The 23,629-nt window shown below is 73.7% G+C and carries 14 protein-coding genes; 3 read left to right on the forward strand and 11 right to left on the reverse strand.

The window, feature by feature from the left end:
• Positions 1–7: 7 nt before the first annotated feature.
• From IE252_RS18770 to IE252_RS18795, 6 genes are read right to left on the reverse strand one after another with little or no spacing between them, the layout of a single operon-like run.
• Positions 8–1,066 (reverse strand): class I SAM-dependent methyltransferase, encoded by a 1,059-nt coding sequence (locus tag IE252_RS18770; protein ID WP_190090592.1) that lies wholly within the window; start codon positions 1,064–1,066, stop codon positions 8–10.
• A gap of 23 nt (positions 1,067–1,089) precedes the next feature.
• Positions 1,090–2,286: a glycosyltransferase gene (locus tag IE252_RS18775; protein WP_190090593.1), complete on the reverse strand. Its 1,197-nt coding sequence runs from the start codon at positions 2,284–2,286 to the stop codon at positions 1,090–1,092.
• Complete coding sequence (locus IE252_RS18780; RefSeq protein WP_190090594.1) at positions 2,283–3,140, reverse strand: alpha/beta fold hydrolase; 858 nt, start codon at positions 3,138–3,140, stop codon at positions 2,283–2,285. Before IE252_RS18780 ends, IE252_RS18775 begins: the two co-directional genes overlap by 4 nt.
• Positions 3,131–3,484 carry a phosphopantetheine-binding protein gene (locus IE252_RS18785; protein WP_190090595.1) on the reverse strand — a complete coding sequence of 118 codons (354 nt, stop codon included), beginning with the start codon at positions 3,482–3,484 and terminating at the stop codon, positions 3,131–3,133. The genes IE252_RS18780 and IE252_RS18785 overlap by 10 nt, the downstream gene beginning before the upstream one ends.
• Positions 3,481–7,947 (reverse strand): beta-ketoacyl synthase N-terminal-like domain-containing protein, encoded by a 4,467-nt coding sequence (locus IE252_RS18790; protein WP_190090596.1) that lies wholly within the window; start codon positions 7,945–7,947, stop codon positions 3,481–3,483. The genes IE252_RS18785 and IE252_RS18790 overlap by 4 nt, the downstream gene beginning before the upstream one ends.
• Before the next feature lies 1 nt (position 7,948).
• Entirely contained in the window at positions 7,949–14,701 is a 6,753-nt protein-coding gene (locus IE252_RS18795) for a type I polyketide synthase (protein ID WP_190090597.1), read from the reverse strand.
• An 815-nt stretch (positions 14,702–15,516) separates the two neighbouring features.
• On the opposite strand from IE252_RS18795, the gene IE252_RS18800 reads away from it, so the two are divergent.
• Entirely contained in the window at positions 15,517–16,740 is a 1,224-nt protein-coding gene (locus IE252_RS18800; protein ID WP_190090598.1) for a DUF6801 domain-containing protein, read from the forward strand.
• Positions 16,741–16,816: 76 nt separating this feature from the next.
• Positions 16,817–17,815: a COG1470 family protein gene (locus IE252_RS18805; protein WP_190090599.1), complete on the forward strand. Its 999-nt coding sequence runs from the start codon at positions 16,817–16,819 to the stop codon at positions 17,813–17,815.
• 111 nt (positions 17,816–17,926) lie between these two features.
• On the opposite strand, the gene IE252_RS18810 is transcribed toward IE252_RS18805, so the two are convergent.
• Positions 17,927–18,943: a DUF6801 domain-containing protein gene (locus IE252_RS18810; protein WP_190090600.1), complete on the reverse strand. Its 1,017-nt coding sequence runs from the start codon at positions 18,941–18,943 to the stop codon at positions 17,927–17,929.
• A 254-nt stretch (positions 18,944–19,197) separates the two neighbouring features.
• Between IE252_RS18810 and IE252_RS18815 the strand changes: the two genes are divergently transcribed.
• Positions 19,198–20,529 carry a DUF6801 domain-containing protein gene (locus IE252_RS18815; protein WP_190090601.1) on the forward strand — a complete coding sequence of 444 codons (1,332 nt, stop codon included), beginning with the start codon at positions 19,198–19,200 and terminating at the stop codon, positions 20,527–20,529.
• Here the strand turns inward: IE252_RS18815 and IE252_RS18820 are convergent.
• Genes IE252_RS18820 through IE252_RS18835 form a run of 4 tightly spaced genes read right to left on the reverse strand, consistent with a single transcriptional unit; the run spans position 20,501 to position 23,625 of the window.
• Positions 20,501–21,730, reverse strand: a complete 1,230-nt coding sequence (locus tag IE252_RS18820; RefSeq protein ID WP_190090602.1) for an HTTM domain-containing protein — start codon at positions 21,728–21,730, stop codon at positions 20,501–20,503. The two genes, IE252_RS18815 and IE252_RS18820, sit on opposite strands and share 29 nt — an antisense overlap.
• The gene (locus IE252_RS18825) at positions 21,727–22,386 is read right to left on the reverse strand and encodes a DUF5819 family protein (protein WP_190090603.1); all 660 of its coding nucleotides are present in this window, start codon (positions 22,384–22,386) and stop codon (positions 21,727–21,729) included. Before IE252_RS18825 ends, IE252_RS18820 begins: the two co-directional genes overlap by 4 nt.
• Positions 22,376–22,954, reverse strand: a complete 579-nt coding sequence (locus IE252_RS18830) for a hypothetical protein (RefSeq protein WP_190090604.1) — start codon at positions 22,952–22,954, stop codon at positions 22,376–22,378. The genes IE252_RS18825 and IE252_RS18830 overlap by 11 nt, the downstream gene beginning before the upstream one ends.
• A gap of 5 nt (positions 22,955–22,959) precedes the next feature.
• On the reverse strand, positions 22,960–23,625 hold the full coding sequence (locus IE252_RS18835) for a hypothetical protein (protein WP_190090605.1): 666 nt from the start codon (positions 23,623–23,625) through the stop codon (positions 22,960–22,962).
• Positions 23,626–23,629: the final 4 nt, after the last annotated feature.

Genomic DNA, 23,629 nt, shown 5'->3' on the forward strand with positions numbered 1-23,629 from the left:
CGCAGGCTCACCCGTTGCGACGGGCGATCACCCGGTACGCGTTGGAGAACCGGGTCCGCCGCACCAGCGGGTTGAGCAGCTGGTCGAGGCCGTACACCGCGATCAGCACCGGCAGGAACGCCCACACCAGCGCGAACCGGACGGCCCGTGCGGCGCGCCCGGGGCGGTGCGGCAGCCAGGGCGCGTCGTCGCGCGGCAGCAGCCGGTCGAACAGGAACCAGGTGGCGCACACCAGGTCGGCCGGGATGTGGGCGTCGCGCCGCTCGGCCACCTCGACGGTGAAGCCGAGCTCGCGCAGCCGCCGGCACAGGTTGCCCATCGGGACCATGTTCAGGTGCTGGGGCTGGAACCAGGGCAGCCAGAGCCGGCCGAGCAGCCGCCCCGAGAGCGACTCGGGGTCGGGGACCTCGATCAGCAGGTGCCCGCCGGGCGCCAACGCCCGGTGCGCGGCAGCGAGTTCGCGGTGCGGGTCGAGGGTGTGCTCCAGGTAGTGGAACATGCTGACGGCGTCGTAGCGGCCCGCCATCTCCTCGGCGAGCTCCACGAACAGGCCCCGGTAGGCCTCCTCGATGCGGCCCTCCTTGGCCGCGAGCTCGACGCCCTCGCCCATGTCGAGGCCGTCGAACCGGGTGTCGGGCAGCACCTCCTTGGCGGTGGCGCAGAAGTGGCCGAGCGAGGTGCCGACGTCCAGCCACCGGCCGGGCAGGGCGACGCGCCGCAGTGCGCGGGCGCTGCGACGGAACCGCTTCTTGCTGCCGTTGCCCTCGAACATCTTGGCGGTCGTCTCGGCGCCGAGTCCGTCGTAGAAGTCCCGGTAGTAGAAGTCCAGGCCCTCCTGGCTCAGCCGCGGGTTCTGGAATATGTGACCGCAGCCGCGGCACCGGTCGAGGACGAACTCGCCGGGCTTGCCCTGGATGAGGTCCGTGGTGCGGAACTTGCGGCGCAGGTCCGTGCCCAGGCACCAGGGGCAGTCGGTGCGCGCCGGCAGGAAGAAGCGGCCGGTGCCACGGGCCAGTTCGTCCTGGTACGACGGGCGGAGTTCGGCGATCCGTTCGCTGTCGGGCATGTGCGTCCCTCTCTGTGGGGGCTCTATCGGGGGCGCCCGGCGACGGGCGCCGCGGCGGCGAGCTTTTCGAGGTGGGTGGCGGCGGCCGACTCGCCGCCGGCGGCGCGGAAGGCGTCCCGGACGCGGCGGGCCGCGTCCCGGTAGCCCGGCTCGGTCACCACCGCGTCCAGGGCCGCGCCGATCCGCTCGCGCCCCGCCCGCGCGAACTTCACCCGCACCCCGGCTCCGGCGCCCACCACTTGGGACGCCACGACCGGCTGGTCGTCCCGGATCGGCGCGACCACCAGCGGCACCCCGTGCCACAGCGCCTCGGTGACGGTGTTGTGCCCGGCGTGGCAGACGACCGCCGACATCCGCTCTAGGAGGGCGACTTGCGGCAGCTGGGCCCTGACCAGCACATCGGGCCCGGGCGGCAGCGCCCCGAGCAGCCCGCCGGGGTCGCAGACCACCGCCCGCAGCTGTCCGGTGCGGGCGCGGACCGCCGCGACGCTCTCGGCGAGGAAGCGGCCGCCCGCGTCGGTGTTGGCCGTGCCGAGCGTGATCAGGACCGCCGCCGTGCCCGGCGCCAGGTCCAGCCACTGCCAGGGGAAGTCCCCGGCGGCGGTGCGCCGGACGGCCAGTGCGGGTCCGACGAACCGCAGGTCCGTCTCGGGGGTGGTGTACGGGCCGGTCAGCTCGGGGGTGGTGAAGGCGAGGGTGAGGGCCGGGGAGAAGCGCGGGTCGTGGGTGGCGGCCGGGTCGCCGATGCGCCGCCTCAGCTCGCCGAGCAGCCCGGTGAGCCAGCTGTGCACACCGGGCAGTCCGGCCATGCTGTCGGTGAGCTCGGCCGAGGTGGTCGACGAGGTCGCGAAGGGCACACCGAGCCGCTCCGCCACCAGGGCGCCCGCCACGGTCTGCTGGTCGGCCACCACCACGTCCGGGCCGAACGCGGCGATCGCCGCCTCCACCCCGGGCGCCATCGCCTCGGCGAGCGGGCCGAGGAAGTCGGCCCACAGGAACTTCAGCGCCGCCACTCCGCGCAGCTGCGGCGGCCGTCCCGCGAGGCGGTCGGGCCCGGCGCAGGCATAGACCCGGGGCCGCTCCCCCACCAGCCGCTCGACGATCGCGGGCCGCCCCGCCCACGCCACCTCGTGGCCGCGCGCGGTCAGCTCGGCGGCGACGGCGGCCGCCGGGTTGATGTGCCCGGTCAGCGGCGGCACCACGAACAGGAAGCGGCTCACCGGACCGGCCCCGGTCCACTGGGCTCGGGCGCGGCCCCGGCGTGCTCGCGGACCCAGTCCAGGGCGAGCCGCCCGACCGCGTCGGAGGCCTCGACCAGGACCGAGTGCTTCTGTCCCGGCACCACCGCGACCCGGCAGTGCGCCAGCAGCGACCGCAGCCGGGCGGACTCGGCCGCCACCAGCCCCTCCTGCCCGTTGACCAGCAGCACCGGACAGCGCACCCCGCCCAGCTGCTCGTCGGTGAGCACCCGTCCGGTGGGCATGTCCTCGGCGATGGTGGTGGCGCGTACGAGCCGGGCGGCGGCCCGGCCGAGGCGGCGGATGTGAGCGTCGTGGCGGGCGTCGCCGGTCCGGGTCGAGGAGAGCGTCCCGTACTGCTCGGTGAACCACACCAGCGCCTCGTCGTCGCCCATGTCCCCGGCGTGGCGCAGGGCGGACGTCATCGTGTGCGACCAGGCCCGGCTGGCGGGCCCCGACTCGACCACGGTGACGGTGGCGACGCGCTCGGGCCGGTGGACGACGAAGTCGAGGGCGACCGTGCCACCGAAGGAGTTGCCGACGAGGTGGACGGGGTGGGCGATGCCCAGTTCGTCGAGGAGTGCGTCGAGGTCGGCGGTGAAGTCCTCCAGGGCGTAGCCGCTGGGCGGGCGTTCGCTGCGGCCGTGTCCCCGCAGGTCGTACATGACGGCGTCGAACCCGGCCTCGGCGAACCTGGGGCCGAGGGTGAAGTAGTAGCTGGCGAGGCTGTCGATGAAGGCGCCGTGGACGAACACCACGGTCGCGTCCGGCCGTCGGTGGGGCGGGCGCAGCCGCTGGACGTGCAGGCCGAGACCGTTGGCGCGGATCATGACCATCGGGCGGCTCCCGCTTCCGGGGCCGTGCCGAGGCTGTGCAGGACGTGGTCGACGAGCCGGCCGACGGACAGCGCGATGACCTCGTCGATCTCCAGGGAGGCCACGAACTCGGCGAAGTTGACCTGTTCGCCGTACCGCTCCTGGAGGTGTCCGGACAGCATGACGAGATCGATGCTCTCCAGCTCCAGGTCGTCGCCGAACAGGGTCTCGGGGCGGATGTCGGCGGGGTCGGGAGCGTAGTCCCCGAGCACCTCCACGATCAGCCCGGCGATCTCGGCCAGGACCTGCTCCTCGTCCGGCGGGGCGAGCGGGACGGGGCCGGGCGGCCGTTCGCTGGTGGTCACTGGGCGTTCTCCTCAAGGGTCGTCGCAGCCGTGGTCCAGGCCACGACATGGGTGGGGTCGACGAGCGTGCAGTGGACGTGGTGGGGGCGGCCGTCGACGGTGACGGTGAGCGAGTCGGAGGCGGCCCCGGTCACCTCGAAGGCGTGCGGCCGCCCCCCGAACCCGGTGCCCTCCGCCTTGGCGACGGCCTCCTTGGCCGTCCAGAACCGGGTGAACCAGAGGGCCTCGGGCTCCCCGGATCCGGCCACGAGCCGGGCCAGCAGGGCGAGTTCACGGGGGCCGAGGGCGACGCGGTGGGTCTCGGGGGTGCGGTCCGCGACCTCTTCGATGTCGATACCGACGCCGTTCGCGTACGAGCCGGGGCTCGCGGGGCGTACGAGTGCGACCGCCAGATCGCCCCGGTGGGCGAGGGAGAGGTCGAGCGCCGGGAGCGTACGGCCGTGCACCCCCACGGCACGGGGCCGCCCCGACTCCTCGTTCACGATCTCGATCTCGGCCGGGAACACCGCACCCTCGCCGCGCTCCCACAGCCACCGCCGCACCGCGTCCTTGGCGGCGATCCGGCCGAGCAGCCACTGCCGCCGGCCACGCGGCGGCTTCTTCTCGTACGCCTCGCGCTCGGCCCGGCCCAGCTGTATGCGCATCAGCAGGTCGCGCGATGCCGGGTCCGGCCACACGTCCCGCAGCAGGCACCAGCCGCCGGGCCGGGCCTCTGCCAGGGCCAGGTGCTCGGGGTAGCCGCCGGACCTGCGTGCGTCGAGCCCGGAGAAACGGCGGTCGCGCCAGCCGGAGAGCTCCGCCCACACCGTCCCGCCGGGCAGGGTGAGCCGGACGTCGGCGAGGAGGGTGTCCTCGGTGAGCGAGGTGATGACGGCGTGGCAGCCGACGGGGGTCCCGGGCTGCGGGGGCGGCCCGAAGAAGCGGGCCTCCTCCAGCGCTACGGGGAAGATCACGGTCCGGGTGGGGTGGGTCGACATCAGCCAGTAGCCGAGGAGTTGGCCCACGTTGTCGAGGAGCGCGCCCGGCGCGGAGGGCGTGGTGATGGTGCCCCGGACGTGGCGGGGCCCGACCCCGCGCAGCGCGGTGACGCCCTGGAAGGCGGGCCCGTGGAACATCCACCGGTCCTCGTAGAGCTGGGCCGCCGCGATGTCGGGCGGGCGCTCGTCGGCCGCGTCCAGCGGGGGTGCGGGCGGCGGGGCCGGATAGCCGGGGGCGAGCTCGACGCTCGCGCGAGCGTAGGGCCCGAACGCGACCGCCCACCGCCCGGGGCCGTCCGGCCGGGCGGTGACCGTCACGTCCACGGCCGGGACGGCGTTGACCCACCTCTCCAGCCGCACGTCGTGGACGGCGACGGCCCGCTGCCCGGGCGCGGCCCGCTCGGCCGCGGCCATCAGATGGTGCAGGACGGTGGTGGCGGGGACGACCGGATGCCGGTCGGCGAGCTCGGGCCATCCGGGCCGCTGCGGGAAGAAGCAGTGGTCGAGGAGGTAGGGCATGTCAGTGGTGGAGACGCGGAGTTGGGTGCGGTGCTCGCCCTCGGGGGGCGGGGTGACCGTGTCGGGTGCGGCTTGCGCCCCCCGTGGGCCCGCCGCCTCCAGGACCGCCGCCACACTGTCCGCCGTCTCCCGCATCAGCGCGTCGAGCTCTGCCGCGACGGGGTGGCGCCGGGTGAGCGACTCCCCCAAAAGTCCCGCTGATATGGGGTGTTCGACCCGGTTGGCCGTACGAGAGGGGCTCAGCTCCGCACGTAACTCCTCCACCCGACGGGGATCCAGGGGAACCAGCGCCGCTCCGAGGTCGAGGGGGATCGGGGCGGCGGAGGAGCGCGGACCTTCCCGCCCGGCGGGCGACAGCGCATACCCCTCCGCCCACAGCCCCGTCTCCACCCGCAGCAGCTGCGCCAGCCCGCCGCGCCGGGGCGAGTTGGCGGAGAGCGTGAGGTGGTCGCGGGTCTTGAGGGTGTCGTCGATCAGTGACGTCAGACGGCCCGTGCCCACCTGGACGAAGGCGCGGAAGCCCGCCGCGTACAGGGCGTCGATCAGCGGCCGGAACCGTACCGGCTCCAGAAGGTGGCGGACGAACAGGGCACGGACCTCGTCGGGGTCGGCCGGGAACGGGGCCGCCGTGGTGCCGGACCAGACCGGGACCCGCTGCGGAAGGATCTCCGCCGCGTCCACGCCCCGTTTCATGGGGCCCAGATAGGGGGCGAGCATCGGCGTGTGGAAGCCGGAGCGGAACGGGAGCACCTGGCAGATCACGCGCTCGGCCCGGAGCTTCGCCGCGAACTCCTCGACCGGCGCTTCCGGGCCGCACACCATCGACTGGCCGGGCGAGTTGTCGTGCGAGAGGACGAGGTCCGGCCAGTCATCGAGCGCCTGGCTCACCCGGGCCGCCGGTGCGCCGATCGCGGCGAACGCCAGGCCCGGCACCCGCAGCGAGTCCGGGTCGAAGGAGGCGAAGAAGGCGTCCGCCTTGTCGGCGGCGAACATGCCGCCCGCGATCATCGCCGCCCACTCCCCGACGCTGTGTCCGGCGACCCCGTCGGGCCGGACGCCGAGCCCGCGCAGGGCCTCGTCGAGGACCCGGCCGACGCGGAGCACGCCGAGCCCGTGCCGGGCGACGTCGGTCGCCCCGGTGTACGTACGGCCCGGCAGCCGCAGCCCGTAGTGCTCGGCCACCTCGTCCACCCGGGGCGCGAACTCGGCCTCCAGACCCGGGAAGACGAACGCCACCTTGCCCCCGCCCGCCTCCCCGAGCAGCGGGCGCGGGGCGAACCAGACGTCGCTGCGGCCGCGCCACGGGCGGCCCTGGGCCACCGCGCGGCGGGCGAGCGCCAGCCGCTTGGCGGTCGGGTCGACGATGCCGAGCCGGGCCGTGGGCGTGCCGAGCCGGTACGGGGCGGCGCCCCGCTCCCGTACCGTCGCGTCGTCCGCGTCCAGGGCCCGGGCCAGGTCCTCCGCCGTGGCGGCGGTCAGGCGCAGCACGTGCTCCGGTTCGCGCACGGCCGCCCGGCGCCGGGCGGGCACGGCTCCCGGTGCCTGTTCCAGGACCACGTGGGCGTTGATCCCGCCGAAGCCGAAGGCGTTGACGGCGGCCCTGCGCAGCGGCCCCTCCCAGGGGCGGGCGGCCGCCGTCGGGCGGAACCGGGTGCGGGCGAGGGCGGGGTGCGGGTCGTCGCAGTGCAGGGTCGGCAGCAGGGTCGCGTGGTGCACGGCGAGGGCCGCCTTCACCAGTCCGGCGACGCCCGCCGCGGGCATGCAGTGGCCGATCATCGACTTCACCGAGCCGATGACGGGCGCGGCCGGGCCGTCCGCGCCCGGCCCGAACACCTCGGCCAGCGTGGCCAGTTCGGCCGCGTCGCCCGCCGGGGTGCCGGTGCCGTGCGCCTCCAGGAGGCCGAGGGAGCCGGGGTCGCGGGGTTCGAGCCCGGCTGCCCGCCAGGCCTGGCGGACCGCGCGGGTCTGGCCGCCCGGGTCGGGGTTCATCAGCCCCGCGGCGCGGCCGTCGCCCGCGACGCCGGTGCCGCGGATCACCGCATACACCCGGTCGCCGTCGCGTTCGGCGTCCGCGAGGCGCTTGAGGACGACGACGCCGGTGCCCTCGCCGATGAGGATGCCGTCGGCGGCCGCGTGGAAGGGGCGGCTGCGCTGGCTCGGCGAGAGGGCGCGGAGCTGGGCGAAGACGCTCCACAGCGTGATGTCGTGGCAGTGGTGGACGCCGCCCGCGAGCATCAGGTCGCAGCGGCCCGAGGCCAGTTCGCCCACCGCCTGGTCGACCGCGATCAGCGAGGACGCGCAGGCCGCGTCCACGGTGTACGCCGGGCCCCGCAGGTCCAGGCGGTTGGCGATGCGGGAGGCCGCCAGGTTGGGGACGAGCCCGATGGCCGACTCCGGGTGCTCGGGTCCCAGCGTCTCGGTGAAGGCGGCCCGCACCCGGTCGAGCTGGTCAGGCGCGAGGTGGGGCAGCAGTTCGCCCAGGGTGCGCGTCAACTGGTGTGCGGTGCGCACCCGTTGATCGAGGCGGACGAGGCCCGGGTTGAGGTAGCCGCCCCGGCCCAGGACCACCCCGACCCGGCCGCGCTCGGGCAGCCGCTCCTCGCCGCCCGCGTCCGCGATCGCCCGGGCCGCCACCGAGAGTGCGATGAGCTGGTCGGGCTCGGTGCCCGCGACCGAGCTCGGCATGATGCCGAAGCGGGCGGCGTCGACCTCGGCGAGGCCGTCCACGAAGCCGCCGCGCCGGCAGTAGATCCGGTCGGCGGCGCCGCCCGGGTCGCCGGGCCGGTAGTACACCGGGTCCCAGCGCCCCTCGGGCACGTCCCGTACGGCGTCCACACCGTCGACGAGGTTGCGCCAGTACGCGTCCAGGTCCTTGGCGCCGGGCAGCAGCACGGCCATGCCGACGATGGCGACGGGGACTTGACGCTCACTCACATCCGTCGCCGCAAATGACGTCTCGCCGGTCATGTCACCAGCCCGACGCCGTGTAGACCACGGACGTGGTCGACGCGTCGCCCCAGGCCAGCTCCCGCAGCAGGGCGAGTGCGCCCTCCTCGCGGTCGATGAGGGCCACCCCGCGCCGGGCGTACTCGCGGGCGAGGTGCGGGGTGACCATGCCGCCGTGCACCCCGGACGGCGCCCACGGCCCCCAGTGCACGGTCAGCGCCCGCCGCCCGGTGCGCCGCGCCCACCGCTCGCCGAGGGCCGCGAGCGCGTCGTTGGCGGCGGCGTAGTCGCTCTGCCCCCGGTTGCCGAGGACGGCGGAGACACTGCCGAACAGGACGGCCGTCCGGGGGCCGTGGGGCAGTTGGGAAGCGGCGTCGAGCAAAGCGCGGGCGCCGTCCGTCTTCGTCGCGTACACCCGCCGGAACGACTCGGGGTCCTTCTCCTCGATGAGCCGGTCCTCGATCACGCCCGCCGCGTACACGACCACGTCGATGCGCCCGTGCTCCGCCTGGATCTCCTTGACGGCCTGGGCCACGGCACCGCCGTCGCACATGTCGGCGACGCGGTACGCGGCGGGGCTGCCCAGCCTCCCCAACCGGTCCAGGGTGTCGGTGACTTCACGGCCCGCGAGGACGTTCCTGACCTCGCGCTCGATCGCGGCGGCGGCAAGCTCGCCCCGGGCGGCGAGCAGCGCCCGCAGCGCGGCCGCGTCGGCGGCGCCCGCGAGCTCCGGGTCCTCGGGCCCGGTCGGCAGCGGGGTCCTGCCCAGGAGCTCGATCCGGCAGCGCGAGGCCGCCGCGAGCGCCAGGGCGAAGTCGGCGGTGATCCCGCGCGCGCCTCCGGCGAGCACGACGACGGAGTCCCGGTCGAGCCCGAGCGCCGCCGCTTCGGCGGCCCCGTCCCCGGCGGGCCCCGCACCGGTCCGCGCCAGCCCGCCGAGTGCGCGCTCCACGAGCTCGTACCCGCACCGCCCGGCGTCGGTGCGCACCACGACGGGGGCGCGGTCCTCGGCGTACAGCTCGGCCAGCAGGAGGTCGGCCCGCCGCGCGGCCGTGGCCGCCGGGTCCAGGTCGACGACGCGGGCGGCGAGGTCGCCGTACTCCCGCCCGATGGTCCGGAACAGCCCGTGCAGCCCCGCCCCCGCGTCCTCTCCGGTGCCGGGCGCGGTCCTGCCGCAGATCAGCCATCGGGGGCCGAGGCGCAGTGCGGCCCGGAAGACCTCGAAGGCCCCGGGGAGCAGCGCCTCGCCACCGTCCGACGGGGCCACGGCTCCCAGGTGGAAGACGCCGTCGAGGGGCCCGTCGGCCGGGTCGAGCCGCCGGTCCGTGTCGTACGCGACGGCCTCCGCACCCCGGTCCCTCAGCCGGGCCGCCAGCTCCTCGGCGGTCGCACCGCCGCCGAGCAGGGCGAAGCGCCTGCCGTGGAGGTCGGCGTCGGGTGGGGTGACGGGCACGTCGAGGGGCGTCTCCTCCAAGAGGAAGCGGCGCGGGGCGACACCGTGGACGGGCTCGGGTTCGGGTTCGGGTTCGGCAATCGCGGGCTCGGCCGGGGTCTCGTGCCCGGTGATCCACTCCGTGATCGCGGCGACCGTACGGGCCCGGGACAGCTCCTCCATCTCCGCGTCGTCGAAGGTGCGGGTCCCCGCGAGGTGGCGGGCCAGCTCGCCGACGATCTCGGTGCGCTTGATGGAGTCGATGCTCAGGTCCGCTTCGAGGTCCAGATCAGGTTCGATCATGTCGACGGGGTAGCCGGTGCGTTCGCTGATGACGGTGAGCACGGCCTGCTCGATGTCGACCACGACCGGACGTGGGGCTTCCTCGGGCACCACCGCAACCTGTACGACGGGGTCCGTGCGAGGCGGGACCGGCGGCGGGGACGCGACACCGCCCGTCGCCCCCAAGTGCGTGAGCAGGACGTCTCGTTGGGCCGCGACCAGCTCGCGTGTCGTGCGCAGGAAGTCCGCGATGAGGTCGTGCTGGGAGGGGCTGTCGCGCGTCACCGTGTTCGTCTCCAGACTGACCCGTCGGGCCGGTTGCAGGGCTCCGGGCAGCAGCTCGCCGGAGCGGGTGCGGACCAGGTGGCCGTCCACGGTCCAGCCGGGCGGCTCCGGCCTCTCGATGACCGCGCCCCGGCCCTGGAGGAGCCGCCCGGCGCGCACCGGCACACCCGCGACCGCCAGCCGCGCCAGCGACTCCAGCAGGCCGCGCAGCCCGGCGCCGGGGCGGGGCTCGCAGGCGACCGCGAGGTGCGGCCGGTCGCCCAGGATCTGGCCGACGAGGCCGGTCAGCACCGTGCCCGGGCCCGCCTCGACGAAGATCCGCGCCCCCGCCGCGTACATCGCCTCGACCTGCTCGGCGAACCGCACCGGCGACCCGATCTGCGCGGCCAGTTCGGCGCGTACGGCATCGGGCCGGGCCGGATAGATCGCGGCCGTCCGGTTGCTCCAGACCGGGAACTCCGGCGCCCTGACCGTGTGCCGGGCCAGGGCCGGGGCGAACCGTTCGCCCGCACCGGCGACCAGCGGACTGTGGAAGGCGCAGGCGACCGGGATGCGCCGCACGGTGAGTCCCGCGCCCCGGAGGTGGTCCAGCGCCTCGTTCACCAGGGCGGTGGGGCCGGAGACGATGGTCTGGCGGGGGCCGTTGCGGTTGGCCGCGACGACCTGACCGGTCAGCCCCGCCCCGGCGAGGACGCGCTCCACCTCGGCGGGGGCGGCCACGACCGCCGCCATGGTGCCGGGGTCCTCGCCGAGCGAGCCGAGGATCGACTCGGCCCGGCGGGCGCTCAGGTCGAGCAGCGCGTCGGGAGCGAGGGCTCCGGCAGCCGCCAGGGCCACCAGCTCCCCGTAGGAGTGCCCGCCCGCCATATCGGGTCGCACGCCTGCCCGTTCCAGAACATGACTCATCGTCAGCCCGACGATCCCCAGGGCTGGTTGAGCCATCCGCGTGTCCTTCAGTGCCTCCTGCTGGCGGTCGGCCGCACCGGGATCGAAGGCCTTCGGCGGATAGAGCGCGTGGGCGTACGCCCCGCCCTGCCGCACCAGGTGCGCGGCCTCCGGGAAGGCGACGAGTAGTTCGGCGAGCATGCCGGGCCGCTGGCTGCCCTGACCGGGGAAGAGGAAGGCGACCTTGGCGTCGGCCCCGAGACCATCGCCCCCGTCCGTCCCGGGTACGCCAGCGAGCCCGCCCGCCCCGGACCCGTCGGCCAGATACACCCCCTGGCTCCGCTCCCCCGCCGCCGCCTTCCGCAGGAGCCCGCGCAGCTCGTCGACGCTCTCCGCGACAACCGCGATCCGCACCGGGCCCGGCCGCGACTCGGCGCGCCGGGCCGCCACCAGCGCGGCGTCCCGAAGCCGGAGCGCGGTGTCCGACTCACCCAGTTCGCCCAGCAGCCACTCCGCCTCCCGCCCGGCCGCCGCCGTGTCCGCGCCCCGGAACAGGAACAGTTCGGCCGGCCACTCCTCGTACCCCTGGGCCGGAGGCGCGTCCGTGTCGTGGGCGGTGAGCACCGCGTGGAAGTTGGTGCCGCCGAAGCCGAACGCGCTGACCCCGGCGATCCGTTCGGCCGCCGGGGCCGCCCATGGCCGCGCCTCGGCGTGGAAGGCGAAGGGACTGGTCGCCGGGTCCCAGGCCGCGTTCGGCTCCTGGAGGTGGAGGGTGGGCGGGGTGATGCCGGTGTGCAGGGCCAGCGCCGCCTTGATCAGGCCCGCCAGGCCCGCCGCGCACTTGGTGTGGCCCAGCTGGGACTTGACCGAGCCCAGCGCGCAGCTTCCCGGCGCCGCGCCCGACTCGGTGAACACGGCGGTGAGCGTGGCCAGTTCGGTGCGGTCGCCGACCACGGTCCCGGTGCCGTGCGCCTCGACCAGGCCGACGCGGGCGGGCGGGATCCCGGCCGCCCGGTAGGCCCGTTCCAGTGCGGCCCGCTGACCCTCGGGCCGGGGCGCGGTGAGCCCCAGGGAGCGGCCGTCGCTGGCGCTGCCGATGCCCTTGACCACGGCGTAGACGCGGTCGCCGTCCCGCTCGGCGTCGGCCAGCCGCTTCAGCGCCACGCAGGCCACGCCCTCGCCGAGCACGGTGCCGTCGGCGGAGGCGTCGAACGTACGGGAGCGGCCGGTCGGGGAGAGGGCGCGCACCGACGAGAACAGCAGGTAGTCGTTGATGCCGTTGTGCAGGTCGGCGCCGCCGCACAGCACCATCTCGCTGGTGCCGGAGGCGAGTTCCTTGCAGGCCACGTCGAGTGCGGCGAGCGAGGAGGCGCAGGCCGCGTCGACCGTGTAGTTGGCGCCGCCGAGGTCGAGGCGGTTGGCGATCCGGCCCGCGATGACGTTGGCGAGCATGCCGGGGAAAGAGTCCTCGGTGAGCCTGGGCAGCTGCTCCTCGACGGCTGCCGGTACCTCCCCCAGATAGGCGGGCAGGACCGTGCGCAGGGTGGTCGCGCCGGACAGGTCGCTGCCGGACTCGGCCCCGAAGACCACGGACGTACGGGAGCGGTCGAAGGACCGGTCGCCGTACCCGGCGTCCTCCAGCGCCCGCCGGGCCGCTTCGAGGGCGAGCAGCTGGACGGGCTCGATGCTGCCGAGCGAGGCGGGCGGGATGCCGTACGCGAACGGGTCGAAGGGGATCGGCGGCAGGAAGCCGCCCCACCGCGACGCGGTCGTCCCTGCGCGCTCGCCGGTGGGGTCGTGGTAGATCTCCGGGTCCCAGCGGTCGGCGGGGACTTCGGTGACGGCGTCGACGCCGCCGACGACGTTCGCCCAGTAGGTCGCCAGATCGGGGGCCTTGGGGAACATGCAGGCCATGCCCACGACAGCGATGTCGAGCGGCTGCGGGGCAGGCTCCTCGACGACCTCCTCGGCCGTGCCGAGGGCTTCGCGCAGCTCGGCCGTGCGGCGCTCGGCGAAGGCGGTCGCGCCCCGGCTCACGGCGTCGTGCAGCGCGCCGACGGTCGTGGCCGCCGAGCGCAGCACGGCCACCTCCCCGGCCATGAACATCCCGGCGTCCAGCTGGCGCTGCTCGGAGACGGGCCGCAGCTCGCCGCCCTCCCGCTCGACGCCCTTGCTCGCGATCCGCAGCCGCCCGATGTTCAGCCGCTCCAGCTCCTCCCACGCCTGCCGGTCGGGGGTGCCGTCGGCGTGCAGACGGGCGCGGGCGGCCGCGTAGTCGGCGGTGTACGGGCTGGCGACGCAGCGGGTGGCATGACCGGGGGCGCTCTCCAGGAGCGCGGTGGCCCCGGCGGCGATCACCTGGCGCTGGAACACCGGCTGGATCGCGCCGCACTCGACCGCCTCGGCCGTGAACAGGTAGGCGGTGCCCATCAGGACGCCGACCGCGACCCCGTGCGCGGCGAGCGGGGCGGTGAGGGCCGCGGCCATGGCCGAGGAGCGCTCGTCGTGGATGCCGCCCGCGAGCAGCACCTGGAAGTCGCCCGCGGTGCCGGGCGCGCGGGCCACGTACTCCTCGACCACCGCCAGCTGCGCCTCCCAGAGCGGAAAGCTGTTGCGCGGTCCGACGTGTCCGCCGCATTCGGCGCCCTCGAAGACAAATTTACGCATGCCCATGTCAATGAACTGTTCGAGCAGCGTGGCCGACGGCACGTGCAGGAACGTCTTGATGCCGACCGCCTCCAGGTCGGCCGCCTGCGAGGGGCGCCCCCCGGCGATGATCGCGTGGGTGGGCCGGACGGCTCGGACGGCCGCGAGCTGTTCCGCTCTGATCCGGCTGTCCGCGAAGCCGAGGATGCCCACGCCCCAGGGCCGTTCGCCCAGGTCGTCGCGGGTTCGTTCGAGGAGGGCGCGGCTCTGTTCGCCGTCGGACAGGGCGAGCGCCAGCATCGGCAGCGCACCTTCGCGCGCCACGGCCGCCGCAAAGCCCGCCCGGTCGCTGACCCGGGTCATCGGACCCTGCACCACCGGCAGCCGGGTGCCGAGCGCGTCCGCCATCGCGGAGCCCGCCGCCAGGGTCCGGGCCACGGCCGGATCGCCCACGGCGGCCAGGATCGCCTCGCGCACTCCGCGTACGGCCGCAGCCACGGTGCCCCACCGGTCGGCGAACCGGGCGGCGAGGAACGCGTCCTGGCCGACGGGGAGTTCGAGGCCGGTGCGCGCGTTCCGCAGCGCCCGGACGCCGTCGACGACGCTCGTCCCGGACCCGTCCGCCGTGCGCAGCGCGGCCGCCGCCGCGTCGTCGGTCCCGGACTCGGCGAGCAGGGCCAGCTGGGTGTCGAGGACGACCCCGGCCGCGCCGCCGACCACGGCCGCCGCGGCCGTACGCGGGCCGATGCCCCCACAGGCCCACACCGGCAGGTCGTACGCCGGGTCGGCGAGCAGCGCCTGAAGGAGGACGAACGTACTCAGATCACCGCTGCGGCCGCCGCACTCACTGCCGCGCGCCACCAACCCGTACGCGCCGTCCGCCGCGGCCCGGCGCGCCTCGTCCTGATCTCCGACCTCCGCCAACACCCGGCATTCATCGGTCAGTTGACCGATCTTCCAGTCGGCGTCGGCGGCGAGCAGCACCACGGGCGGCAGGTCGCCGCCGCACTCCTCGGCGACCTCCTCGGGGGTCAGTGCGCAGGACGGTCCGACCCGGACGGCGAACGCGCCCGCCGTCCAGCGCCGTACCCGGGCGAGCGCCTCTCTGGCGCGGCGGTCGCCCGCCCCGAGGTCCAGCACTCCGAGTCCGCCGGCCCGGCGGACCTCGGCGACCGGACGCGGGTCGGGCAGCCCTAACGGGCACACTCCGATGACAAGTTCAGGGTTCGGCGCTACGGGCGTCATGAACACTCCGAATCAGACCGATGGAGCTGCGAGGGGGGTGGCGGCAGCGGAGAGCCCCGAAGGGTCGGGGGCGGCGGGCCCGCCGGACGGCCGGGGGGTGGGCCGCCCTGCGGCGCCGGGCCGCGTGTGGAGCTCGTACCACTGCCGGGACGTGCGCTGACACGGGGACTTGCGCTGGTGCCGGAACTCGTACCGCTGCCGGGACGTGCGGTGGGGCGGGGACTCTCGACGGCGCCGCCCGACGGGGAGGGCCGGGGCGAGCGTGGTGCCTTGCGGGTCGACGCGGCCGGCTGCCGCTCGGCCGGGGCCGACCTTACCGATCGCGGGGAGCGGCTGCCAGGGCGCCTCACGCCCCGCCGCGCCGTCCCCGGCCGTCCCGGCTTCCCCATGGGCTTCCCATCCTTCCTGACGTTCCGTCATATCTGACACGCCGTCATATTGCAATCGCGCGCGGCGGCCCGATCCGGCCGCACGGATCACCCCGCGAGACCTCCCCGCTTCCGGAATATCGTTTTCTCTTCCTATTCCATTCAGGTCGATTTCCGCGCCCATTCCCGAATTTGTCACGCCCGTGAGCATGTGTGCGGCGGAGACAAGAAAGAGCGCGGCCGCACTCACCGCGGTGACAAGAAACAGCGGCGACCGGGACCTCCGCCACCCTTGCATATCCGGCGCCTTGACCGTCCCCCTACTCGCAAGTAGTTTACGCATCCGAAACGCGGAACTTTCCGCCCTTCACCTAGCCTCCACGCCCTTTCGCGGGCGAGTGTTCGCGCCAGTTCCGCACTGTCCGTACAACACACAAGAGGTAGCTCATGGGAGCTCAGCAGAGAAAGTCCGGAGCGAGATCGGTCCTTGCCCTCACCGCCGCCGGCGGCGTCGTCGCGGGGATGCTCGGATTCGCGGGCGCCGGGACGGCGCAGGCGGCCCCGGCAAAGCTCGTCCAGCAGTACGACTGTGTATTTCCGCTGATCGGCAGCGACCCGATCGAGGCCACCATCACGGCCGAGATACCGACCGAGATCGAAGTGGGCACGGCGTCGCCCGCCTTCGCGGTCAACACGGCCACGAAGGTGAGTTCACGGGCGGCACAGGGGCTCGGGCTCGTCGGCGGAAAGACGCTGGAGGGCAAGGCGACGGCGACCGTCACGGTATACACACCGGACGGTCCACTCTCCGGAATCGGCGTGGAGAACACGGTCGAGAAGACCAACATCCCCAGCCCGCCCGCCGACTTCACGGTCAACGCCAAGGGCAACGCGCCTTCGCTCACCTTCAACACGGTGGGCGACGCCCGCATCGAGGTGAACGGGATCGGTCTGCACGACATGATCGTGCGCGACGCCAACGGCAAGCCGATCCAGCTGGTCACGGGCAAGGACACGTTCGACGCCCCGTGCACGCTGAAGTCGACGGACAAGGTCCTCGCGAGCTTCAAGATCGTGCCGAAGAACCCCACGAACCCAACGAATCCCACGAACCCGACCAACCCCACCAATCCAACGAATCCCACGAACCCCACGAACCCCACGAACCCCACGAACCCGACTGACCCCACCAACCCCACCGCCCCCTCCGGTTCGACCGCTCAGCAGAACCTGAGCACCCAGGTGAAGGCCGCGGCCGGGACGCTCTCCATGAGCCAGCCCGGTGACAGCGTGGCTCTCTCCGCCGTGAACCAGGGCCTGGGCGGCGTCTCCAGCGGCAACCTCCAGACCGTCACCGTCAAGGACGGCCGCAACGGCGCCACCGGCTGGTCGCTGACCGGCAAGGTCACCGACTTCACCGGGACGGCCGGCGCGATCGGCGCGGACAAGCTCAGCTGGAAGCCCGCGTGCACGACGTCCCCGGGCTCCAAGAGCAACTGCGTGGCGGGGACCGAGGGTCCCGTCGGAACCGTCGGCGCCACCCTGGCCGGGGCGCCCGACGCGGCCGCCACCGGCGGCCAGTTCACCGTGGACAGCGCGCTCAACCTCACCATCCCCGCGACGGCCGCCGCGGGCGACTACAAGGCCGTGCTCACCCTCACCCTGACGTGAGTCGCGCCTCCCCCGGGCCGGTCGCACCCCGCGACCGGCCCGCTTCCGTCCCCACGAGCTCCCAGGGGGAACCCGTATGAGCAAGCGCAGCACTTCGCGGCGGTGGGCGCCGCTCCTCGCCGTTCTCGCCGTCCTCGGCCTGCTCACGGCGTTCGCCGCGGTGTCCGCGCCCGCCGCGCGGGCCGCCGACAACGGCCGCTGGTCGGTCTTCCCGGTGCACCAGGGCGCGCCGAGCACACCGACCCGGGCGTACTTCCGGATGACCGCCGACCGGGGCGCGACCGTGCGCGACCAGGTGACCGTGAAGAACCTCGACGCCCGGACGACGACCTTCCAGCTGTACGGAACGGACGGCTACAACACGCCGCGCGACGGCGGTTTCGCCGTGCGGAACAAGGGCGAGCGGATGACCGGCGTCGGGGCCTGGACACGTCTGGACCGCACCGAGGTGACGGTTCCCGGCGGCGGCGAGGTCACCGTCCCGTTCACGCTCACCGTGCCCAAGGACGCCGAGCCGGGCGACCATCCGGGGGCGGTCGTCGCCCTCGACACGCGTCTGGGCCACGCCGACGGCAACGGGGTCGCGGTCCAGCAGGCCGTCGGGGCCCGCGTCTATCTGAAGGTGAACGGAGCCCGTGTACAGGGGCTGCGCATCGACGACGTGCGGTTCCGCTACACCGCACCGCTGGTGCCGGGTGCGAAACGCGCCGCGACCATCTCGTACGCGCTGGTCAACAGCGGCAACGTGATGCTCTCGCCGCAGGTCACGCTGCGGGCGAAGGGGGTGTTCGGGCACACCGCCTTCGAGCCCCCGGGGCGTCGGCTGCCCGCCGAACTGCTACCGGGCCAGCGCGTCGAGGTCACCCAGAAGTGGGTCGGGCCGCCGCTCGTGGACTGGGGGAACGTCGAGGTGACCGCCAGCGACACGGCGGGCAACCTGGTCGAGAGCGCCGAGGTCGACTACGCCACGGTGAACTGGACGGTCGTCGCGCTCGCCGGACTCGTCCTGGCCGGTGGTGTGGTGTGGTTGGTGCTGCGGCGCCGGGCGTCCGGGCGGGTCGGGCGGACCGGGTGACTTCGGCCGTACGTATACGGCTCATTCGGTCCCGTCGCCTTATACCGTCCCATCGCCTTATACCGTCCCATCGCCTTATACCGTCCCATCGCCTTATACCGTCCCATCGCCTTATACGGTCCCGTCGTCGCCCTCACCCCTGATGCGGCGCGGCGCGTAGTGGAAGGCCGTGATGCCCGCCGCGCCGAGCACTCCGGCGCCGGTGAGCAGCCAGCCCGCGGCGGCGGCGCCGGTGCCCGCGAGGCTGCCGTCGCCGGGGCCGTTGACGTGGGTGACCAGATCGGTGCCTCCTGAGGTGCCGCCGGTCGTTCCGGGCGGCGGGACGAACGGGCCGGGGCCTGCCGTTCCGGTGGGGCCGGGGGTGCCGCCGGGGCCGGTCGGGCTCGGGCCGGTCGGGGACGGTCCCGTCGGCCCCGGTCCGGTCGTCGTGGAGCCGGTCGGGGTGGGGCCGGTCGGGGTCGGGGCGGTGGGGGTCGGGCCCGTCGGGTCGGCGCCGGTGACGGTGAACCGGTGGAGTGTCTTGTTCTGGTCGGCGGGCTTGAGCGCGCAGGGTGCCTCGAACACGTCCCCGTAGGGCGGCAGTTGGACGACCTTGCCCGCCGCGTCCCGGGCCGTCAGCTTCAGCGTGAGGGCGTTGACGTCGATGGTGGCCGCGCCGGGCCTGCGGAAGGAGAGCGACGGGGCCGCGCCGGCCGCCTTGACGTCGAAATCCCTGGCCGGGCTGGGCACTTCGGCCTTCGCCACGGTGGTGTCGAGGCCCACGTCGAGCTGGTCGCCGCCCGGCAGGTTCACCGTGGCGCTCGCCGAGGCGATCCCCTCCACGCTCTTCGCGCCCACGAGCCCGAGCCCCTGCGCGGCCCGCGCGCTCACCGTGGAGAGCGCGTCGATCCGTATCGCGCCCGTCTGGGTGTTCACGGGAATCGAGGCGGGAAGTTCGGCGGTGATCGCCACTTTCAGCGGATCCGCCCCGATCAGCGGGAACTTGCACTCGTACGTCTGTGAAAGCCGGGCCTCCACGGCGGCCGCGCTGCCGACCCCGTACGAGAGGAGCGCGCCGCCCGCCAGCGCGAGGGCCGCCGAGCCGCCGAGCGCGCATTTCAGGCCGGTTCTGTTTTTAGGAACTCCCATACCCCAAGGAAAGTAGTGAGGTCAGGGAGGTCGGTCAACGACCATTTCACGCCCGCTGCCACTCCGTCCGAATCGCATCCCTATCGCGCTGGGAATGCGCACGGGACGACGAAAAAAGACCGCCCGATTCATCAAGGGATGCCAATTCACAATTCCCTGGTCGCTCGGTACTGAATTTAACCTTGACCCCCACCTTACTGCTCAGTAGTTTTCGATCCGAAACGCGATGGTTTCATCTCCGCGAGAGGCAGCTCATGGGAATTCAGAGAAAGCGGACCAAGGGGGCGCTGTCCACCCTGGCGGTGACCGCCGCCATAGGCGTGGTCGCCACCACGGTGTCGGTCACCGCCGCCGGCACGGCAGCGGCGGTACCGGCCAAACTGGTGCAGGACTACTCCTGCGTCTTCCCCCTGATCAACGCCGACCCCATCAAAATCACCATCACGGCCGACATACCGGACGAGATCCAGAAGGGCCAGGCGACCCCGGCCTTCGAAATCGACGCGAACACGCTGGTGAGCTCCCGGGCCGCGCAGGGCCTGGGGCTGGTCGGTGCCAAGACCCTGGAGGGCAAGGCCACCGCCGACGTCACGGTGAACACCCCGTCCGGTCCGCTCTCCGGGATCAAGGTCGAGAACGACGTGGCCAAGGGCAACATCCCCAGCCCGCCCGCCGACTTCACCGTCGTCGCCAAGGGCAACGCGCCCTCGCTGACCTTCGACAAGACCGGCGACGGCAGCATCGACGTCAACAACATCTCGCTGCACGACATGATCGCGCGGGACGCCAACGGCAAACCGGTTCAACTGGTCACGGGCAAGGACACGTTCGACGCCGCGTGCACCCTGACGTCGACGGACAAGACCCTGCACCGCTTCAAGGTCGTGGACAACAACCCGACGAACCCGACCAACCCAACGAGCCCCACGAACCCCACCAACCCCACAAATCCGACCGACCCTACGAACCCGACCAACCCCACGAATCCAACGAGTCCGACCAACCCAACTAGCCCCACCAATCCCACAAACCCAACGAACCCGACCAGTCCGACCAACCCCACCAACCCCAACCCGCCCATCCACCTGGGCTACGGCCTCACCGGAAGCTCGGTCATCAAGGCCGCGAACGGGACCGCCGCGCTGGCCGGTGGCATCGAGGCCGACTTCGACCTCGCCTCGGGCACGTACAACGCCGATCTGACGCTGAACCCGACCTCGGGCAAGTTCTCGATCCTCGGTTTCCTCCCCGCGACCGCGAAAATCGAGTTCCAGCAGGTGGGCCGGACCAACGGCACTCTCAACACGGCCGGTGACCTCACCGCCAAGTCCAGCATGTACGTGAAGCTCCCCGAGATCGCCGTCTTCGGCATCCCGCTGGGCGGCGGCGCGGACTGCAAGACCGGCACCCCCGCCGACGTCAATCTGACGTCGGACGGCAGGTTCGACCCGCTCGGCGGCGGCAAGCTGAAGGGCACGTACACCCTGCCGCCGCTCAAGAGCTGCGGCGCGTTCAACGACATCCTCAGCGCCTTCACCTCGGGCCCGGGCAACACGATCAACATGACCCTCGCCAAGAAGGGGTGACCCCTTCCCCTTCCTCCGGGTGCGGCTCCGTGCGTTCCTCCGAGCGGGCCGCCAGACCGGCCTCCGCGCCCCGGGCGTCGGGGGCCGGTCGTCCGACAGCGGCCAGGCGCCGCCGCAGCCCGGCGGCCCGCTCCCCCGCCACCACCAGGAACCCGGTCGGCAGGAACACCAGGTCGGCCACGATCATCGAGAGCGAGAAGTACGGCAGCCCGAGCAGCAGCCCGATGCCGATGTGCTCGGCGAACAGCAGCGCGAGCAGGACGTTCTTGACCCGCCGGTCGAGCAGGCTGAACGGGAAGGCGACCTGGACGAGCACGGTTCCGTAGGTGAGCGCGAGGACGGTCAGCGCGTGCGAGGAGAGGGCATGCGAGAGCGCGGGGTACGGTTCCAGCCAGTCGAGCCCGGCGGACCAGTACACGGCGGTGCCGTCCTGCCAGGGCGCGCCCTGGATCTTGTACCAGCCGGCCGACCCGTACAGCAGGCAGAGCTGGATCATCATCATCGCCACCGCCCCGTTGTGCAGCAGATGGCCGATCAGCTCCAGGGTCCGGCGCACGCCCGGACGGCCGCGCACCCCGCGCCACACCGCCTGGCCCGCCCAGCAGCCCCACAGCAGCAGCGCCCAGCCGCCGGTGAGCAGGGCGAGCAGCGTCGCCCAGGCGAGGACGAGTCCACAGACGGCCCACAGCACCACTCCCGTACGGTCGTCGTCCGTGTCCGGGGCGCGCCGGCGCGCGTCCAGCGACCACACCTGGGCGCACCGGGTGAAGACGAGGTAGACGGCGGTGATGCGGAAGATGGTGTCGCCCGCGTTGAGCACGTTCTCGTTGCGGTGGTCGAGGGAGAGCACGCTGACGAGGAAGAGCAGGGAGGCCGTCCGGGTGCGCCAGCCGAGCAGGAGGGCCACGGCGACGGCCGCCGACAGCACGTAGAAGACCTCGAACCACAGCTGGCCGCCGGACCAGCGCAGCACGCTGAACGCATGGCTCCGGTCCAGCGAGTGCTCCGCCAGCCGCCAGCTCCACGGGGCGTCGGGGCCCCAGATCCGCTCGCGCCGCCAGAACTCGTGGACGAGGAGCAGCAGCCACACCCCGGCCATGCCGATCCGTACGGCCGCGCTCTGATACGCCCACACGCGGGCGTCACACGCTCTCCCGAGCGCCCGGTCCAGCGCTATCCCACCGGCTGGTCGTGGCTTCATGACGTACGCCCCTGAGCGAAGTCGGCGGCGCTCACCGGCCACCACGGACAGCTGCGCACCACCGGCGCGGTGCGGGCAGCGCCCGTCTTCCACGGCGGGGGCGGGACGGTGGTGTCGGTCGAGCGGAACTGGATGCGTTCGATGCGCTCGCCGCGCGGGGTCGCGGGCATCCGGGACAGGGCGAGGCGCTTGAGGTACTGCTCGCTGTCGAGGCCGACCGCGCCGACGGGCCGCTGCTGTGCGTCGTGCGAGGCGAGCATCGTGCTCCAGGCGGTGGCGAGTTGCTGGCGGATCCGGCTCGGCAGCGGGTTGCCGCTCAGCTCGGCCAGGTCCTGCGCGGTGAGGTCGTGCCAGGGGCCGGTCCGGGTCGTACCGTCCGCCGCGCGCAGTTCGACGCGGGCGGCGACCGCCGTCGTGGTCCGGGTGATGTCGGGCGCGAAGAGCTGCCAGCTCTGAACGAACTCCGGCGCCATATAGGAGGTGACCGTGTCGCCGATGGCGTCGGTGGCCGCGTTGCGCGGGGCGAGGTGCAGGAAGGTGGCGCCGGTGTGGACGAGCAGGCCGACGACGACGGCGATCGCGGCGACGACGACGGCCAGCCGCTGCCCGCGCGACAACTCCCGCAGGCTCTCGGGCCGGTCGGGTTCAGGATCCATCGCCCGCCCCCTGTCCGCCCCCGGCAGCGGCGACGGCCGCGACGCAGTCCGGGTTGCCGTCGAAGGCCTTCCGCAGCTTCGGGTCCGCACGCAGGTCGTCGGCGGGCCCTTTGTACGCGCTGACCGCCTTCAGGGAGGAACCCGCCGCGTCCAGCGCCGACTTCAGCGACTTCTGGTCGGTGACCTGGGCCTTGGAGAGCGTGGCGACCGCGTCGCCCACCGATGTACGGGCCCGGTCCAGATGGGCGAGGGCCGTGCCGAAGGCGGCCGCGCCGCCGTCCACCGGCGGCGCCCCGTCCTTCTGCATGTCCGCGCGCAGCGACCCCAGCCGTTCGGAGAGCGCGGTGAGGAAGGTGACCAACTGGCCCTTGGCCCGCACCGGCTGCGCCTTGTCGACCGTGGGCACCGCGAGCCCCGCCCCGCTGTCCGCCAGGTGCGCGCAGACTCCGCCCGCCCAGTCCACCTCCGGCGGCGGCTGCGAAGAGGAACCACACGCGGCGGCAGGCAGGCCGACGGCGGCGAGCAGCGCGAGGCGCGCCACGGCCCGTTTCACCTGTCGAGGAAACACGGCTCTCACTCCTTGCCCTGGTCGGTCGGGGTGCCCGGGGCGCGCTGGAAGGTGTCGAGGGCGGCGATCCGCCAGGTGCCGCCCTGGCGGACCGCGTCGACCGCGAACATCGCGGCGGCGACGGTGGTGCCGCCGACCTTGCCGGTACGGGTGCTGCTCTGGTCGGCGAAGACCAGGACGCGGGCGCGGTCCCCGTCGAGGACCTCGACGCCGCTGTCGGTGACGGTGGTGGTCAGCACGAGCTTCTGTCGCGGCCCCTGCTCGCGGACCGGACCCATAAAGGTCCGGTACTGGGCCACGGCCGCACCGGTGAGCCGACGCGCGGCCGCCGCGTCGGTCCTGGCCGGGTCGGTGTGGTCGTACGAGAAGATCCCCTGCACGGTCTCGTCGACGACACCTTTGACCTCGCTGGTACGGGCGGTGTCGGCCAGTGCGGTGTTGCTCCCGGCGGTGTCCTGCTGCCCGCCCTGGACGTACGCGAGAACGGAGAACGCGGCGAGCAGCACGGTCAGGGCGGTGAGCAGCAGCGGCCAGGACAGGAGAGTCCTGGCGGGGCGGGCGGCCGTTGCGTTGGGTCTCCGGCGCCGCACGGGATCGGCGGCCCGTTGCACCGGCGGGCGCTGTGCGGCCAGGCGGCGCTGCCGGTTGAGGAGGTGGCGGGTGGTCGACATCGGG

It is taken from the genome of Streptomyces melanogenes (assembly GCF_014649795.1).
Lineage (GTDB): Bacteria > Actinomycetota > Actinomycetes > Streptomycetales > Streptomycetaceae > Streptomyces > Streptomyces noboritoensis.